This is a genomic window from Cyanobium sp. Cruz CV13-4-11, assembly GCF_024346055.1.
Classification (GTDB): Bacteria; Cyanobacteriota; Cyanobacteriia; order PCC-6307; family Cyanobiaceae; genus Cyanobium.
On sequence record NZ_JAGQCH010000009.1, the window covers coordinates 22,235 to 37,001 of the forward strand.

Here is a 14,767-nt window from a genome sequence, read left to right on the forward strand (position 1 = left end):
AGGGAGGGTCAGTAGAGATCGGCTTCGGCGTCGATCTCACCGGGACCGGCCGCGAAGGCCAGCCACAGGGGGAACTGCAGGATGGGGATCTCGATCACCTGCTCCGCCGCATCGATGACGATGAAGGGCAGCTCGCCCCGCTCTTCGAGCCGGTCGGCCCGCTCGATCAGGGCGTCGGGCCGCTCGAACAGCACGATGCCGCTGGCGGGGCCGAAGTCGTCGCGGCTCAGCCCCAGGCAGTCCTGCAGTCCCCGTCGCCATTCCCCCAGCCGCTCCGGTTGGCTGGCCAGGACCAGGGTCTGGAAGCGCTCGCCGTAGAGCTCCCCGAGGATCGCGATCGCCGCCGCCGCCGCCAGGGCGTTGCGGCTGCGGCTGCCGCCGCTGGCCTGGGCGCCCCGCCCCCCCTGGGAGAGGAACCAGTCCTCCAACCTGGTGGCGGCTGACGGCTCCAGGGTGCGGCGCAGCTTCCAGGGATCGGCGTAGAAATCGGGCTGGCCGCCGAACTGCTCCAACCGTTCCCGGATCAGGTCTGCATCGTCGCTGAACAGGCCGGCGGCGGCGGGGGCGACGGCGGGCTCCCGGGCGACACCGGTCTCCAGGCTGCCCGTGGCCTGATCGAGGGGGGAGGGCTGCACCACCAGAGGCTGGACCACCAGCTCCATCTGCTCGGCCGCTGCGGCCAGATCCTGCAGGGCCCCCACCAGGTACTCCTGGAAGCCCTTGAGCCGCCGGGCGATGCCATCCGACTGGCCGGCGAAGCTGCCGGCGATCTCCCGGTTGATCTGCTCCCGGCGGGCCTCCAGCTGGGCGATGTCCCCCAGGAGTTCCTCGCGGCGCTGCCGCAGCTCCGTCAGGGCCAGGTCAAGCAGCCCGACAGCACCGGTGTCGGGGTCCTGGGGGGTGGTGTCGGCGGGCTCGGGGGCGGCTGGTTCGGGTCGGTCGCTCATGGCAGGCAGGCAAGCAAGGCAGCGGGGGACTCAGGTGGGGTTGCGGGGGGCGGGGGTGGTGGGCGGCAGGCGGTGCTCCAGCTGCTCCCGCAGCGCCGTGGCATCGAACAGCATCGGTAACAGGTGGATGCTGTTCTCCTCCCGGAAATAGAACAGCACCGGCAGGGCTGGCCACCAGACCCGCCAGCCGATCCAGGCGTCGTAGGGAAAGCGGCGGATCACGGTGTCGCGGCGGGCCACCAGCAGGGCCTCCGGCGCGAAGCGCAACCGCAGCAGGGCCGTCTGCAGCAGCAGGAACAGCCCCATCACGGCCGTTCCCAGGGCCAGCCAGATGGCACCACCCCAGAGGGGGCGCAGCCCCAGGCAGGCGCCCGCCAGCAGCAGCAGGCCGAGCGGCACCCAGAAGCGGGGGCGGAGCACCACCACCTCATCCGCAGCCGTGTCGGCGGGCGAGGGGGGGGGCGAAGCGGGGGTGGTGGTCATTGGCCGAAGAGCAACTGGGTGAGCAGCACGTCCACCAGGGCGACGCTGACGAGAATCATGACCACGGCGCCGGTGGTGCTGGCGCCCACCTCCTTGGGCCCACCGCGGGTGGTGAGACCCCAGCCGCAGGCGATGACGGCGATCATCAGACCGAACACCACGGCCTTGAGCAGCATCGAGGGCAGGTCGTCGGGCTCCATCCAGACCCGCACCGAGTTCCAGAAGACGGTGGGCGGAATGCTGTACAACAGTGTGCTGCTCACCTGGCCCGACCAGATGGCCATCCAGAAGAACAGCAGGCACTGCACGGGCGCCATCACCACCATGGCCAGCACCCGTGGCACCACCAGATACTGCACCGGGTCGGTGCGCAGCATCGTGATGGCGTCGATCTGCTCGGTCACCTTCATGGTGCCCAGCTGGGCGGCATAGGCCGTGGCCACCTTGCCGGTGAGCAGGGTGGCGGTGAGCAGCGGCGCGATCTCCCGCGAGAGGCCCAGGGCCAGCAGCCCCCCGACGGCCGAGCTGGCCCCCTGCTTGGAGAGTTCCGCCGCCACCTGGATGTTGAACACCGTGCCGGCCGCCAGGGCCGTGATCAGCACGATCAGGAAGCTGCCTGGCCCGGCCTCCAGCAGTTCCTGGACCAGATCCACCATGCCGATGCGGCCGCGGGCGATGGCGCTCACGGCCTGTCCGCCGATCATCAGGCTGGATCCCAGTCGCTGCAGCCAGCGCGGAGCCTTCATGGCACGGAGGCGGGCAGGGCCTCCGGCTGGGGCCCCCGTTCCGGCCAGCGGCGCATCACCACCAGGCCCAGCACCACCAGCAGCGCAGGGATCAGGCCCATGCACATCCGGATCGCCAGCAGGGCGCTGTCGGGTTGCAGGATGCCCCGGGCCGCCTGGTAGCCGCTCAGGCTCATCAGATTGCCGAAGAAGAACAGGGCCAGGCTGATGCAGATCTTCTGGGTGAACACCATCCAGGCGCTGTAGAGGCCGGCGGGCTTCTCCGGATCGGCATCGATGGCATCCGGCAGCAGGGCCCAGGGGATCAGGTAGGCGGTGGAGGCCCCGAGGCCGACGATCAGGATCGTCACCACCAGGGCGGTGAGACGCACCAGGTTGGCGGCCGAGGCGGTGGGGCCGATGGCGGCATCGAGCGGCACCAGCAGCATCGCCATCACACAGGCGGCGATCCAGAGGGCGCTGCCCCAGTGCAGGGCCGTCAGGCGACCGCGGCCCCGGGCGATGGCGGTCCAGAGCTGGAGCCCCACCAGGGTGCTGATCTGGAAGGGCAGCAGAATCCAGTTGCTCCAACCTTCCGGCAGCCGCATCACCACGGGCAGGAAGATCAGTGCCGCCGTCTGCATGATCTGCAGGGCGCACCAGAGCAGCAGGTACAGCCCCAGCACCATCTGGAAGCGCCCGTTGCTGCCCACCCGGGCCAGGAGCCGCCGGGTGGTGCCCCGCTGGCTGGTGGGCCGCTGGCAGTGCCGCGCCGCCGGGGCGATGCCCCAGCCGCAGAGCAGGGTGGAGCAGGTGATCAGCACCCCCGAGAAGATCCCCACCTGCAGGTAGCTGTCGGGGTTCTGGTGATCCTTCAGCAGCAGGCCCCCCAGCACGATGCCCACCAGGCCGGCGATGATCGAGCCTGTGAAGCGGGCGCTGTTGAGGCGGGTGCGCAGGTTGACGCTGGTGGTGAGTTCGGCGGCCAGGGCCGAGTAGGGAAGGTTGACGCAGGTGTAAAGGGTGTTGGCCACCATCGAGATGGCCACGAACACGGCGAACCGGACCCAGAGACCTCCCGGTGGCAGCCACCACATCAGGGCCATGGCGAAGCCGAGGGGAACGGCGCTGCCGAGGATCCAGGGCAGCCGGGGCCCCCAGGGCGAGCGGGTCTTGTCGCTCAGCCAGCCCACGATCGGGTCGTTGATGGCATCCCAGAGCCGGGCCGTCATCAGCACCAGGCCGGCCATCCAGGCCGGCAGGCCCGCCGCCGAGGTGTAGAAGATGAACAGATAGAAGCCGATCAGGGAGGCGGCCATCCCCGTACCGGCATCCCCCATGCCGTAGGCGAGCAGCACCCGTCGGCGTTGACCGGCGGGCAGGTCCGCCGTGTCCACCACGCACGCTGGTAAGTCCGGCGCTGTCGGCGGCGGGGTGGACGGCGTGGGGGAGGTCAAACCTGGAGGCGCTCCTGTGGGGGTCGTCCGGTGTCGGTGATCCGGCCTTGGGAGGCCGGTGCAGGTCATAATGCTGCAGCCGGTTCCGGCGAACCAGCTCCAGTACCTCTGTACTGCTGCGGGCGTAGTTTAGTGGTAAAACCTCAGCCTTCCAAGCTGATGATGCGGGTTCGATTCCCGCCGCCCGCTTTCTTCTTTCCCGTCGCGGCCTTGGCCCTGGGGATCGTTTCCGGCAGGGCTTCCTCGAGCAGGGGCGTGGCCACCAGCAGCATCAGACTGCGGCTTTCGAGGGGGGCCGTGGACGGCAGCCAGGGTTCGGGCGTCGCGGGCAGGTCGTGGTCGCCGGGGATGGCGGTGTCGATGACCCGTCGCCAGCCGGCCGGTTGGGCTGGCAGAGCGAACTGCATGGGCTGGTAGTAGGCGTTCATCCCACACCAGATCAGGGGGCCGAGGCTGACGTCGTGGAGGCTCCAGGCCAGGCAGTGGGACCAGCTGGCCCAGTCCGGCTTGCCCAGCTCGAGTCCGTGCCATTCCCGCCAGAAGGGCTGGTTGCCAGCGCCCCTGACCGGCCCACCGGGGGTGGGGGGGAGTTCCTGATTCAGCAGGGGGGCCAGCCGCTGACGCAGCTGGATCAGGCGCTTCAGGAACCGGCGCAGGTCCAGGTCGCCCGCGTCCGGCTGCCAGTGCATCCAGCCCAAGGGATTGTTCTGGCACCAGGTGTTGTTGTTGCCCCCCTGGCTGCGGCGCACCTCATCGCCCATCAGCAGCATGGGCACCCCGGGGGCCAGCAGCAGGGAGGCCAGCAGGTTGCGCAGTTGCCGGTCGCGCAGGGTCTGCACCTCCGGGTCGCTGCAGGGCCCTTCCACGCCGTGGTTCCAGCTGTTGTTGTGGTTGTCCCCGTCGCGGTCGTTCTCCCCGTTGGCCAGGTTGTGCTTGCGGTCGAAGCTGACCAGGTCGGCCAGGGTGAAGCCGTCGTGGGCGGTGAGGAAGTTGATCGTGCGCCCAACCGGTGACGGCTGACCATTGAACAGATCCGGGTTGCCGGACAGGCGCTGGCTCAGGGTCCAGGTGCTGCGGTCGTCCCCCTTCCAGAAGCGGCGCACATCGTCGCGGAAGCGGCCGTTCCAGCTGGCCACCCGCCGGGCGGGGAAGTCGGCGAGCCGGTAGAGACCGCCGCAATCCCAGGGCTCGCTCACCACCTTCAGATCGCTGAGGTCGGGGTCCGCCTCCATCTCCTCGAACAGGGGGGGGGCATCGAGGGGAGCCAGCGCCTCGCCCCGGGTCAGGGCGATGCCCAGGTCGAAGCGGAAGCCGTCGATGCCCAGTTCCGTGCTCCAGCAGCGCAGGGACTCCAGGATCAGGCGCCGCACCAGGGGGCGATTGGCGGCGATCGTGTTGCCGCAGCCGCTGACATCGAGGTAATCGCCCTTGGGGGTCTGGTGGTAGTAGAGGGCGTCGCCGAACCCCCGCCAGCTCAGGGTGGGGCCCTGCTGGTTGCCTTCGCTGGTGTGGTTGTAGACCACATCGAGAATCACCTCCAGGCCCGCCTGATGGCAGGCGGTCACCAGTTGGCGCACCTCCTGCCGTCCCTGCAACGGGTCGCTGTCCACCAGGTAGGCCTGGTGGGGGGCCATCCAGCTCACGGGGCTGTAGCCCCAGTGGTTGAAGCGCCCGTTGGGGGCGTCCTGGGGATCAAAGGCCATCACCGGCAGCAGCTCGATGGCCGTCACCCCCATCTCCTGGAGGTAGGGCAGGGTGTCGATCAGCCCCAGGAGGGTTCCTTGCCGTTCCTCCGGCACCGGGCAGCCGTTGCCCCGGGTGAAGCCGCCCACGTGCAGCTCATAGATGATGCTCTTCTGCCACGGATGGCGCGGCCGTGGGGCGGCGTCGAAGTCGAACCGGTCCCGCTCGGTGACCACCCCCTTGAGGCAGGCGGAGGCATTGGGGACAGCACCGACGGCGGAGCCCCGCTGGTAGCCCTCCCAGCCGGTGACTGCCCTGGCGCAGGGGTCAAGCAGTACTTTGGATGGATTGAAGCCGTGGCTGCCGGGTTGGATCGGGCCGAAGACGCGGTAGCCGTAACAGCAGCCCAGGCCCAGGCCCTCCACCTCCACATGCCAGTGCTCCCCTGAGCGGTGGCAGGGGTCGAGATCAATCACCTCCAGGGGCTCGCGGGCCTCGCCGTCGGCGAAGATCAGCAGCTCGATGCGGGTGGCCAACGGGGCCACCACGGAGAAATTGACGCCACGGCGCGTGACGGAGGCCCCCAGTGGCCAGGGATGTCCGATCCGGGTCGCCGACAAATCACTGGCCTGGTTTGTTCCCAAGGGTACGTCGGGCCTCCGGAAGCTGCCGCCGGGGGTTCAATGGGGCCATGGCCAGTGCTGAAGCTTCCCTGCTGCCGCCCGAGGAGGGCCGACCGCCCCAGCCGGTGGCGCCGGGGTTGTGGCTGTTCGCGCCCAGCCGGGAGAGCCAGGGCGGCAGCGCCTGGCTGCTGGAGGCGGCCGGCGCCGACCTGCTCATCGACTGCCCCGCCTTCACCCGGGCCAACCTGCAGTTCCTGGCCGGCCGCCCCCGCCATCGGCCGGGCGGGAGTGGCGAGGGGCTGGCCTGGATCCTGCTCACCGGCCGCGGCGGCCATGGCCGCTGCCGCCGCCTGCAGCAAGCCCTGGGGTGGCCCGTCCTGGTGCAGGAGCAGGAGGCCTATCTCCTGCCCGGCGTGGATCCCCTGCACACCTTCACCGGCGAGCACCGGCTCGGCCCGGACGTGCGTTTGCTCTGGACGCCGGGGCCTTCCCCCGGGAGCTGTGTGGTGCATGTCTCTCCGCTGGGCGGCGTGGGCCCGGACGGGTTGTTCTGCGGCCGACTGCTGGTTCCGGTGGCCCCCGCCCGGGTGGCTCCCCTGCGCCAGCGGGGCACCTTTCACTGGGGACGCCAGCTCCAGAGCCTGGAACGCCTGCGCCGGTGGCTGCCGGCCGGGTCCCCCGACTGGATCGCCAGCGGCGCCGGACTGGGGGCCCTGAGGGGGGCAAAGCTGGTGGATCAGGGCGCCTCGGTGCTGCGCGACCTGGATCTGGAAGCCCTGGCCTTGCAGCCCCCCGGCGGACCCATGACCCCCAAACCGCTGTCATGAGTGGACTTTTCTGGTTGCGGCCCCGGCGCAAGACCCATACGATTGGCGCGCTGAGCGCATCGGGCGGTCGGGGACTTCCGATTCGCCTCCATCACTCGACGTCCCGAACCCCGCCATCGCCACCTCATCCGGAGGCTTATCCACAACCATGAACAAAGCTGATCTCGTCAACATCGTGGCTGCCCGCACGGAGCTCACCAAGACCGACGTCTCCCTCGTGGTCGATGCCGCCATCGAAACCATCGTTGACTCTGTGGTCGAAGGCAAGAAGGTGTCCATCCTCGGTTTCGGCTCCTTTGAGCCCCGGGAGCGTTCTGCCCGCCAGGGTCTGAATCCAAAGACCGGCGAGAAGATCAAGATCCCCGCCAAACGCGTGCCCGCCTTCACCGCCGGCAAGCTGTTCAAGGACAAGGTTCAGGGCTGATCCGCACCAGGAGCCGTCTCGCCATGCCAGCGGCCGCCGGGGCGAAGGCCCCGGCGCTGCGGCTTCCCCTCCATCTCCAGGCTCAGCTCGCCCGGGGAGTAGAGCGTCGACGCCAGGGTTACCGGACCCGCTTCGCCCCCTCCCCCACCGGCCCCTTGCACCGGGGTAATCTCCGCACCGCCCTGCTGAGCTGGCTTGACGCCCGACTCAGGGGTGGGGAGTGGCTGCTCCGCATCGACGACCTCGACACCCCCCGCAACCGGTCGGGTGCCGAGGCCGCGATCCTTGATGACCTTCACTGGCTCGGCCTCGGCTGGGACGGTCCCGTGCGGCGTCAGAGCGCCCATCGTGGCCTCTACGCCACTGTCCTTTCGGCCCTGCGCCAGGCCGGCCACCTCTACCCCTGCCGCTGCAGCCGGAGGCTGCTGGCCGATGTCTCGGCGCCCCATGGGGCCCTGGCGGTCTACCCGGGGCACTGCCGGGAACGGACGCCTGTGTGGGGGCCCCAGGCCGGTCGCCTGCCCAGCTGGCGCCTGCGCCTGGGGCCGGGCGTCCTGTGCTGGCAGGAGCGCGGCGGCCCCTGCGGCCACCAGGACGGCCCCAGCGCGGTGGGGGACGTGGTGCTGCGGCGGGCCGATGGCGTGGTGGCTTACCACCTGGCCACCGCCGTCGACGAGTTGCTGATGGGGATCACTGAGGTTGTGCGCGGGGATGATCTCTGGCCTTCCACCGGGGCCCAGGTGGCGGTGATGGCTGCCCTCGGCGCCTCTCCGCCGGCCTATGCCCACGTGCCCCTCTGGCGCGACGCCAGGGGCGAGCGGCTGAGCAAGCGGGAGGGAGCCGAGGGGTTGGCCGGCCTTCGCAGCCGTGGCCTTGACGCCCCAGCGGTGATCGGCCGCCTGGCGGCCAGCCTGGCTCTGGTGCCAGCGGGCAGCCGTCTCAGTGCCGAAGAGCTGGCGGCCGGGCTGTCCCCGGAAACCCTGGACGCCTGTTTGCACCCGGAGGGGGCCAAGGGGAAAAAGGTTTAAGGAAGGTTTCGGGATTGAAGGGGTCTGGCTCGGCCACAGTGAGGAGATCAGAACAATCGCTCGCCAGTCGGTCATGTCCCTCCAGGTTCCCTCCACCGATTCGAGGAGCCACCCCCCCACGCCGTGCCGATGTCCCCAGTGCGGCGGCAGCGGACTGCTGAGGATTGATGATCAGCGTTACCGCACCTGCCTGGACTGTCTGGGCCAGGGGCACTCCCGCGCCATGGGGGGTAAGGGACTGGTCTTCCGGATCGTCAACGCGAGGTCCGCTTCCGCCGCCAGATGAAGAAGGCGGTGGTGGCGACCACCGCCGCCAGTGGCGCCGCCGTGAGCAGCAGCAGGATCACGGCGGTCCAGTCGGTGTACATGGGTGCGTGTGTTGGAGCGGTGCCATCATCCCAGCAGATGCTCCCCGGCGATGGCCAACCAACAGCACCCCCACCAGGCTTCCCGGATATCCCTCGTTCTTCGTCGCCTCGCACTGGCTGGTGTCCTGACGGGTTCTCTGTTGGGGGCAGGGGCAAAGGTTCTGGCGAACGTGCAGTTCGAGAATTGCGTCACCGCTGCCGATGGCTCCATCACCTGCGACACGGTGCCGACCGGCAACACCCTGATGAATGATGTCGACGCCCGCTACGGACTTCTCCAGAACGCCAGTCCCGGCTGGAGCGAGTTTGAGCCCTACCAGGGTTATGACGATGACTTCGGCGGCAACGAGACGTGATCAGCTGGCCTGCCCAGCTTGCAACGACATGTGGCGCCCCCTCGCGGGCGGCCGCTTCTCTGGTGTAGCCCGGAGCAGCCACTCACGGGGGTTGTGATGCCTGTCTGGGCACCTGAAATCGATCCGGCCCATCCCCTGGAGTGCACCCAGGCCAAGCGCTATGTGCTGCAACGCCTTTCCTACGTCTCCATCCGTCCCGACGACCAGGGTCTGGGGGATGTGAGCGATCCGATGGCGGCCTATCTGTTCCATACCCATGAGGCGGCCCAGCGCGCCGCCGGTGAGCTCAACCGACTGGGTGGCGACGGTTTCGACGTGGTCAAGGTGGAAGGGCCCGTTGCGTTGTGCTGAGCCCGGCCCATGGCCGTGCCATGTCCTTGCCCAGCAGCAGACGCATCGGCAGCGAGTTCGTCCCTGGCGTGTATCGGCAGTTCGCCTAATGACGTCAGGCCGATAAACCTTTATAGTCAGTCTTGTAAGGTTTTTTTTGGTCCCAATGCTCACCGGATCTGATCTCCTGGCCAAGGTCAAGGAGTTGGGCGATGTCTCGAAATCCGATCTAGTGCGTGGTTGCGGCTACGTCAGCACCAAGAAGGATGGAGCCGAGCGTCTGAATTTCACGGCCTTTTACGAGGCTCTGCTGGAAGCCAAGGGCGTCAGCCTTGGTGAAGGCGGTGGCAAGGGTGGCTCCAAAGGTGGCCGCAAGCTCAGCTATGTGGCCACCGTCCAGGGCAACGGCAACCTTCTGGTGGGCAAGGCCTACACCGCCATGCTCGATCTCCAGCCTGGAGATGAATTCGAGATCAAGCTGGGCCGCAAGCAGATCCGCCTGATTCCTGCGGGATCCACCGAAGACGACGAGTGAGCGGAAACCCGCAGGATGACCTGAAACCATGGCAAGGCCAAGGCTTCAGGTCATCCTGCGGGACGTGGTAGTCCCCGCTGCTGACGATCACAGGCCACCAGGAACGCCGTCACCTGGTCCCCCCAGTTCACCACCACGAGCAGGTTGCGGGGGGATCTGGAAAATCCTTGCTGCGACAGTACGGCGAAACCGTTGAGATCGTCGTGGCTCACCAGGGGATGCCTCCCCTGGAGGGCGCCCCAGGCGCGCAGGAAGCTCTCTCCCTCCAGCCTGAGGCAGCGGGCATAGGCCTCTTCCGTGCCGACCCCCTGGCGCCGCAGCCTCACGAAGCTGTCCAGGTCCGGTCCCAGATGGTCGATCCAGCGGCCGAGGTCCCCCACGGCCACCAACCGGCTGCGGTCCGGGTCCGTGGGCGTCAGCAGCAGGGCCGTGGTGGCCAGCGACCAGGTCGCCTCCGCCAGCAGCCGCTCGGCCGCCTCCATCAGAGCGCCATGGTGGCTCTCCAGCAGCTGCTCGTGGCGTGTCCTGAGATCATCCATGGCCCGAGTATCGCCACCGACGCTTCCAGACGGAAAAGCAGCGCAGCTGGCGTCGGACCTGGACCTGGGGCGGGGTGAGCAGAGAAGCCGGTGATCGGATTTGAACCGACGACCTACTGATTACGAATCAGTTGCTCTACCCCTGAGCTACACCGGCATCGGCCAAGAAATTAGCATTCGTCGGATCACCACCAGCGGCACACCATTCCATGGGATCCGACCCGAAGAGATCCCTGGATCCGGAGTTGCGCCGGCGCCTCCTGGCGGAAGCCAGGACCCCCTGGCGGGGGCTGCGGCGGGCGTTGTGGTTCGCCCTGGTGGCCTCGGCTGGCCTGGGCCTGGCGACCATGGCCCTACGGGCCTCCGCCGGCTCGGAGGTGGGCTCAGGGGACCTGCTGATCCAGGTGGGCGCCTTCAGCCTCTTCGGTGCGTTGCTCTGGTTCGACCGCAACCGGGGGGGCGATTGAGGGCTCCTGCAGCTTCAGCGGTTCCGGCAGCAGCAGCGGCAGGCCCAGGCAGAGGCGTTGCTGCTCGAGTTCCGCCAGGCTGAGCGGCGGGGTCGCGGACACCGTCTCTGGCTTGCGGCTGAGCAGCCACAGGGACTGGACCAGCTGTTGCCACTGCCACAGCATCACCGCCAGCAGCAGGGCTGCCAGCAGCAGGGCCACCAGACGCGGACAGGAGCCGAAGGGGGAGACGGGGGAGGCCACGGCCGCCTGGCGGTCGATCCACCACAGCAGGGGCAGGCCCAGGGCGGCACCGCCGGCCGTGGCCAGCGCCAGGGCCGGGGTGGCCTGGAGGCGGCTGAGCCGGCGCTGCAGCTCCCGGCGGCCCCGCAGGGGGGTCTGCAGCAGCAGCAACGACCAGACGTCGGCGGGGCGACGCACCAGCAGCAGGGCCGGCGCCAGGGCGCCGATGGCCCAGCAGAGCAGCCTTTCCAGCCCCGGGAGGGGCCCAGGGTCGCTGCCGGCGAGCACCAGCAGCAACAGCAAGGCCTCGAGAGGCAACACCCCGATGGCGATCAGCTGGAGCCAGAGCAGGGGCTCGCTGCGGGGTGTCACGGGATCAGGTGCTGAGGGTCCGGCGCTGGGTGACCAGCTTGAAGGCCTCGACCCGATCCCTCTCCTGCCAGCCGGTGAACCGGTCGCAGCCGATGCCGCACTCGAAGCCCGTGGCCACCTCCTTGACGTCGTCCTTGTTGCGACGCAGAGAATCGAGATCGCCTTCGTAGACGAGCTCCTTGCCGCGGTGCACGCGGATGCGGCAATTGCGCTGCAGTTTGCCGTTGGTGACGTAGCAGCCGGCGACGGCGCTCTTGCCGATGGTGAACACGGCCCGCACCTCCGCTTCGCCCAGGTTCTCCTCCACCAGCTCCGGTTCCAGCAGGCCCTCCATGGCCATCTGGATGTCCTCCAGCAGCTTGTAGATGACGTCGTAGTCGCGCACATCGACGCCGGTGGCATCGGCGGCACGCTTGGCTCCGGAGGCCATCGAGGTGTTGAAGCCCACGATCACGGCGCCCGAGGCCGCCGCCAGGTCGACGTCCGTTTCGGTGATCTCGCCAGGGGCCGACAGCAGCACCCGCACCTGGACCTCCTCCTGGGGCAGCTGCTCGAGGGATCCGAGGATCGCCTCCACGCTGCCCTGGACATCTGCCTTGAGGATGAGGTTGAGCTCTTTCAGCTCGCCTTCGCTGACCTGGCCTGACATCGAGGCCAGGGAGACCCTCCTGGAGGCCATCTGCTGGGCCAGGCGGGTCGCCCGGGCCTCGTTGGCCCGGTCGCCCACCACCGCCCGGGCGCTCTTCTCGTCGGTGTAGACCTCGAATTCGTCGCCGGCGGTGGGCACTTCGCTGAAGCCGAGGGCCTCCACGGCGCTGGAGGGGCCGGCCTGCTTGACCCGTTTGCCGGTGTCGTCGACCATGGCGCGCACCTTGCCGAGAATCGGACCCGCCGCCAGCACGTCGCCGGCCTTGAGGGTGCCGTTCTGGATCAGCAGCGTGGCCACCGGGCCCTTGGCCTTGTCGAGGTGGGCCTCGATCACGGTGCCCCGGGCCATCCGGTCGGGGTTGGCCTGCAGGTCCTCCACTTCGGTGACCAGCAGGATCATCTCCAGCAGCTTGTCGATGTTTTCCCCCTTGATGGCGCTCACGGGGACCATCACGGTGGTGCCGCCCCAGTCCTCGGCCACCAGATCCAGGCCGGAGAGCTCCTGCTTGACCCGGTCGGGCTGGGCCCCTTCCTTGTCGATCTTGTTGATCGCCACCACGATCGGCACCTCGGCGGCGCGGGCGTGGCTGATCGCCTCCAGGGTCTGGGGGCGGACGCCGTCATCGGCGGCCACCACCAGTACCGCCACGTCGGTGACCTTGGTGCCGCGGGCCCGCATGGCGGTGAACGCCTCGTGGCCCGGGGTGTCAAGGAAGGTGATCTTGCGGGTCTCGTCGCCATGGGGCACATCCACCTGGTAGGCACCGATGTGCTGGGTGATGCCGCCGGCCTCGCCCGCCGCCACCCGGGTCTTGCGGATCGCATCGAGCAGGCTCGTCTTGCCGTGGTCGACGTGACCCATCACGGTCACCACCGGGGGCCGGCGGATCAGGTGGGCCAGGTCGCTGTCCTCGATCATCTCCACGGTCTTCTTGGCCGCGGCTTCGATGTCGTCCTGGAGCACGGGCACGCCGAACTCCTCCGAGACCGTCTCGATCGTGTTCAGGTCGAGGGTCTGGGTGACGGTGGCGATGATCCCCTTGAAGAAGAGGGATTTGATGATCTCGGAGCTCTCCACCCCGAGCCGGTCGGCCAGCTCCTGCACCGTGAGGTTGCCCTCGGGCACGATCAGCATCTCGGGACGCAGGGCCTTGGCTTCGCGGGAGGCCCGCAGCTCCATGGCCCGGCGCCGCTGGCGCTGGCGGGTGGTCTCTTTCTTGCGCTTGCGCACCGCCACGGTGGGCTTGGCAGCGGTGCCAGGAGCGGAGCGGGGCTTGGCCGGCCTGGCCAGGCTGGCCTGGAGCACCAGGGCTTCCTGCTCGCCGGCGTAGCCGCCGGTTTCGGCGGTGAGGGCATCATCGTTTTCGCCGATGATGTGGACCTTGGTGCGCTGTTTCTGCGGGGTGCGGCTGCGCAGGGCCTCGAGCTTGGCGCTGTCGTCCCAATCGGGCCGCCGGGCACCGGGGGCACGGGCGCCGGCCGGCGTGGGCGGGCGGAAGCCGGGGCGACGGGGGGCCGCCGGCGGGGTGGCGGTCGGGCGCGTCACACCCTCCGTCTCCCCTCCGGTTTCGGTGCTGCCTTCGCTCCTGTCGGGACGGCGCGGCGGCGGGGCGGTGGGACGGCCGGTGGGTTTCTGGAGCTGCATCAGCTCGCCGGGGGCCATCGGCTTGCGCATGCCGGCCGGGATCCCCGGGCGGCCGGGGGCCGCCGGACGACTTGCCGCCGAGGTGCCTGGACCGGCTGAGTCGCGGCGGATCGGCTTGCCGACCAGTTCGAGTGGGGTGGGGCCGGGCCGTCCCGGGGCCGAACCGGCCCTGGAGCCGGCGCTGCTGGGACGGATCGGTGCGGGGGTGCCTGGACGCTGGGGACGGGCCGAGGGCGGCGCGGGCCGGCTGCTCGTGGGGCCGCCCTGGCCGGGCTGGGGACGCCCGACCAGCTGGGGGCGGGTGGCCGGGGGCCGGGTGGGGGCAGCGCCCGCACCGGCCGGCACGGGGCGGCCGGGGGCCGGCGCCGGTGGTCGTTGGGGGGAACCGACCCGCACCGGCGGCTGGGAGGTGCGGTTCACCGGAGCCGGACTGGTGGGCTTCGGCGCCGCCATTGGTTTGGCCGGAGGGGCCACGGCGGCGGGCCGGGCGGGGGCTGCTGGCACCGGGCGGGAGGGGGGGGCGCCGGCACCGGGTGAGGTGGCCGTGGGGGCTGGGGCCGTGGGGGCCGCAGCCGCCGGCTTGCCAATGATGGTGGGCGGACGAACGGCCGGTTTGCCGGCTTCCACCGGTCGCGGACGGGCCGGGGCCGGAGCAGCGGGCGGCCTGGGGCGTGCCGCAGGCGGTTCGGGCCGGGCGGGGGCGGGGGAGGTGGCCGCCGTTGCGGGACGCGGTGCGGGCGGGCGGCTCGCTGGTGGGGCCGGGGCGGAGGGTGCCGGTGGGGTCGGCGGAGCGCTGGCCCGGGGGGCCGCCACGGGTGCCGGGGCGGCCTTCTTCACCGCCAGGATCGCCTTGGCCGGGGAGGTGGGCTCCGCCGGTTCGGGCCGCGATGGGGTCAGGCTGTCGCCATTGACGCCGATCAGCGAACGGATGCGGGTCGCCTCGTCATCACTGATCGAGCTGCTGTGACTCTTGGCCGCAATGGAGAGCTTTTCGGCGGCATCGAGCACGTCCTTGTTGTCCAGGCCCAGGTCCTTCGACAGCTCGTAGATTCTCACTTTGCCGCTGCTGGTCATTCAGAAAGGTCTCC

Annotated in this window: 15 protein-coding genes and 2 tRNA genes; 8 read left to right on the forward strand and 9 right to left on the reverse strand. The window is 69.7% G+C overall.

From position 1 onward, the window contains the following. Positions 1-8: 8 nt before the first annotated feature. From KBZ12_RS08675 to KBZ12_RS08690, 4 genes are read right to left on the reverse strand one after another with little or no spacing between them, the layout of a single operon-like run. A complete protein-coding gene (locus KBZ12_RS08675; RefSeq protein ID WP_254957530.1) occupies positions 9-947 on the reverse strand; it encodes a DUF3086 domain-containing protein in 939 nt (312 codons plus the stop codon). A gap of 30 nt (positions 948-977) precedes the next feature. Beyond that, positions 978-1,430, reverse strand: coding sequence for a DUF3119 family protein (locus KBZ12_RS08680; RefSeq protein WP_254957531.1), 453 nt, complete (start codon positions 1,428-1,430; stop codon positions 978-980). After that, positions 1,427-2,176, reverse strand: coding sequence for an ABC transporter permease (locus KBZ12_RS08685; RefSeq protein WP_254957532.1), 750 nt, complete (start codon positions 2,174-2,176; stop codon positions 1,427-1,429). Before KBZ12_RS08685 ends, KBZ12_RS08680 begins: the two co-directional genes overlap by 4 nt. Beyond that, entirely contained in the window at positions 2,173-3,612 is a 1,440-nt protein-coding gene (locus KBZ12_RS08690; RefSeq protein ID WP_254957533.1) for an MFS transporter, read from the reverse strand. Before KBZ12_RS08690 ends, KBZ12_RS08685 begins: the two co-directional genes overlap by 4 nt. Before the next feature lie 118 nt (positions 3,613-3,730). On the opposite strand from KBZ12_RS08690, the gene KBZ12_RS08695 reads away from it, so the two are divergent. Next, positions 3,731-3,801 (forward strand) — tRNA-Gly (locus KBZ12_RS08695). On the opposite strand, the gene KBZ12_RS08700 is transcribed toward KBZ12_RS08695, so the two are convergent. Next, on the reverse strand, positions 3,756-5,915 hold the full coding sequence (locus KBZ12_RS08700) for a glycogen-debranching protein (RefSeq protein WP_254957607.1): 2,160 nt from the start codon (positions 5,913-5,915) through the stop codon (positions 3,756-3,758). The genes KBZ12_RS08695 and KBZ12_RS08700 overlap by 46 nt on opposite strands. Positions 5,916-5,986: 71 nt before the next feature. Between KBZ12_RS08700 and KBZ12_RS08705 the strand changes: the two genes are divergently transcribed. From KBZ12_RS08705 to KBZ12_RS08730, 6 genes are all read left to right on the forward strand, one after another. Further along, positions 5,987-6,745, forward strand: a complete 759-nt coding sequence (locus KBZ12_RS08705) for an MBL fold metallo-hydrolase (protein WP_254957534.1) — start codon at positions 5,987-5,989, stop codon at positions 6,743-6,745. A 148-nt stretch (positions 6,746-6,893) separates the two neighbouring features. Then, the gene (locus KBZ12_RS08710) at positions 6,894-7,169 is read left to right on the forward strand and encodes an HU family DNA-binding protein (RefSeq protein ID WP_015110525.1); all 276 of its coding nucleotides are present in this window, start codon (positions 6,894-6,896) and stop codon (positions 7,167-7,169) included. A 56-nt stretch (positions 7,170-7,225) separates the two neighbouring features. Further along, positions 7,226-8,197, forward strand: coding sequence for a tRNA glutamyl-Q(34) synthetase GluQRS (gene gluQRS, locus KBZ12_RS08715; protein ID WP_396100932.1), 972 nt, complete (start codon positions 7,226-7,228; stop codon positions 8,195-8,197). Positions 8,198-8,705: 508 nt separating this feature from the next. Then, positions 8,706-8,921, forward strand: coding sequence for a hypothetical protein (locus tag KBZ12_RS08720; protein ID WP_254957536.1), 216 nt, complete (start codon positions 8,706-8,708; stop codon positions 8,919-8,921). 96 nt (positions 8,922-9,017) lie between these two features. Next, positions 9,018-9,272 (forward strand): hypothetical protein, encoded by a 255-nt coding sequence (locus KBZ12_RS08725; RefSeq protein WP_254957538.1) that lies wholly within the window; start codon positions 9,018-9,020, stop codon positions 9,270-9,272. A 145-nt stretch (positions 9,273-9,417) separates the two neighbouring features. Beyond that, on the forward strand, positions 9,418-9,786 hold the full coding sequence (locus KBZ12_RS08730; protein ID WP_254957540.1) for an AbrB family transcriptional regulator: 369 nt from the start codon (positions 9,418-9,420) through the stop codon (positions 9,784-9,786). 50 nt (positions 9,787-9,836) lie between these two features. Here KBZ12_RS08730 and KBZ12_RS08735 read toward each other — a convergent pair whose 3' ends face one another. Next, positions 9,837-10,325: a hypothetical protein gene (locus KBZ12_RS08735; protein WP_254957541.1), complete on the reverse strand. Its 489-nt coding sequence runs from the start codon at positions 10,323-10,325 to the stop codon at positions 9,837-9,839. Between the two features lie 85 nt (positions 10,326-10,410). Then, a tRNA-Thr gene (locus KBZ12_RS08740) sits at positions 10,411-10,482 on the reverse strand. A 52-nt stretch (positions 10,483-10,534) separates the two neighbouring features. On the opposite strand from KBZ12_RS08740, the gene KBZ12_RS08745 reads away from it, so the two are divergent. Beyond that, on the forward strand, positions 10,535-10,792 hold the full coding sequence (locus KBZ12_RS08745; RefSeq protein ID WP_254957542.1) for a DUF3493 domain-containing protein: 258 nt from the start codon (positions 10,535-10,537) through the stop codon (positions 10,790-10,792). Here the strand turns inward: KBZ12_RS08745 and KBZ12_RS08750 are convergent. Next, complete coding sequence (locus KBZ12_RS08750) at positions 10,709-11,386, reverse strand: low-complexity tail membrane protein (protein ID WP_254957543.1); 678 nt, start codon at positions 11,384-11,386, stop codon at positions 10,709-10,711. The two genes, KBZ12_RS08745 and KBZ12_RS08750, sit on opposite strands and share 84 nt — an antisense overlap. 4 nt (positions 11,387-11,390) lie before the next feature. Further along, positions 11,391-14,753 (reverse strand): translation initiation factor IF-2, encoded by a 3,363-nt coding sequence (gene infB, locus KBZ12_RS08755; protein ID WP_254957544.1) that lies wholly within the window; start codon positions 14,751-14,753, stop codon positions 11,391-11,393. Between the last annotated feature and the right edge of the window lie 14 nt (positions 14,754-14,767).

Bases quoted from the DNA above. Each gene is read 5' to 3' on its own strand.
- KBZ12_RS08735 (WP_254957541.1), bottom strand. From the start codon at position 10,325: ATGGATGATCTCAGGACACGCCACGAGCAGCTGCTGGAGAGCCACCAT.
- KBZ12_RS08680 (WP_254957531.1), bottom strand. From the start codon at position 1,430: ATGACCACCACCCCCGCTTCGCCCCCCCCCTCGCCCGCCGACACGGCT.
- KBZ12_RS08725 (WP_254957538.1), top strand. From the start codon at position 9,018: ATGCCTGTCTGGGCACCTGAAATCGATCCGGCCCATCCCCTGGAGTGC.
- KBZ12_RS08705 (WP_254957534.1), top strand. From the start codon at position 5,987: ATGGCCAGTGCTGAAGCTTCCCTGCTGCCGCCCGAGGAGGGCCGACCG.
- KBZ12_RS08710 (WP_015110525.1), top strand. From the start codon at position 6,894: ATGAACAAAGCTGATCTCGTCAACATCGTGGCTGCCCGCACGGAGCTC.
- KBZ12_RS08675 (WP_254957530.1), bottom strand. From the start codon at position 947: ATGAGCGACCGACCCGAACCAGCCGCCCCCGAGCCCGCCGACACCACC.
- KBZ12_RS08730 (WP_254957540.1), top strand. From the start codon at position 9,418: ATGCTCACCGGATCTGATCTCCTGGCCAAGGTCAAGGAGTTGGGCGAT.
- KBZ12_RS08745 (WP_254957542.1), top strand. From the start codon at position 10,535: ATGGGATCCGACCCGAAGAGATCCCTGGATCCGGAGTTGCGCCGGCGC.
- infB (WP_254957544.1), bottom strand. From the start codon at position 14,753: ATGACCAGCAGCGGCAAAGTGAGAATCTACGAGCTGTCGAAGGACCTG.
- KBZ12_RS08685 (WP_254957532.1), bottom strand. From the start codon at position 2,176: ATGAAGGCTCCGCGCTGGCTGCAGCGACTGGGATCCAGCCTGATGATC.